General features: G+C 48.2%; 2 pseudogenes. Both read left to right on the top strand.

The annotated features are described in order from the left end of the window. Window positions 1-322 (top strand): annotated as a pseudogene (locus AC5O77_RS21725) (hypothetical protein); the annotation flags it as partial. After that, window positions 255-841, top strand: a pseudogene (locus AC5O77_RS21720) (transposase); the annotation flags it as partial. The pseudogenes AC5O77_RS21725 and AC5O77_RS21720, both read left to right, overlap by 68 nt.

Below are 841 nucleotides of genomic sequence, written 5' to 3'. Positions count from 1 at the left end.
CACAAAGGGAGTGACCATGAGAACAGGATGTGAACCGACCCGGTTTGGTAATGAAGCTAAGACCATTATTCACGGTGATGCGCTTGCCGAACTTAAAAAGATCCCCGCCGAAAGTGTCGATCTGATCTTTGCCGACCCACCATATAACATCGGTAAAAATTTTGATGGTCTGATCGAAGCCTGGAAAGAAGATCTGTTTATCGACTGGCTGTTTGAAGTGAAGTGGTTTACTGAATTTGGCCACCTGAACAGAGGTGATATGCTCACCTCAGAACAACACAGGTGCCATAAGGAAAAAAAGAAATTTCAGCGCAGAGTTTAATCGCGAATCCGCTCAACTGGTCGTTGACCAGAATTACACCGTGGCTGAGGCAGCCAGCGCTATGGATGTCGGCCTTTCCACAATGACGCGATGGGTGAAACAATTACGTGATGAGCGGCAGGGAAAAACACCAAAAGCCTCCCCCATTACCCCGGAACAACTTGAAATCCGTGAGCTCAGGAAAAAGCTACAACGTATTGAAATGGAAAATGAAATATTAAAAAAGGCTACCGCGCTCTTGATGTCAGATTCCTGAACAGTCTCAATAATCGGGAAACTCAGAGCGCATTATCCTGTGTTCACACTCTGTCATGTGTTCGCAGTTCATCGCTGCAGCTACAGATATTGGAAAACCCGTCCTGAAAAAACAGACGGCAGATGGGCTAGGTAATTGACTTGCATGGCGGAGCTAGGAGCATTGCCACAATGGCAACCCGGAGAGATTACCAGATGGGACGCTGGCTTGCTGGCAGGCTCATGAAAAAACAGGGGCTGGTCAACTGTCAGCCGCCGCCCCAC

The organism is Stenotrophomonas sp. INTA L402-1 (genome assembly GCF_059295135.1).
The sequence above is the reverse complement of the archived record's forward strand: the minus strand, read 5'-3'. Positions and strand labels throughout refer to the sequence as shown.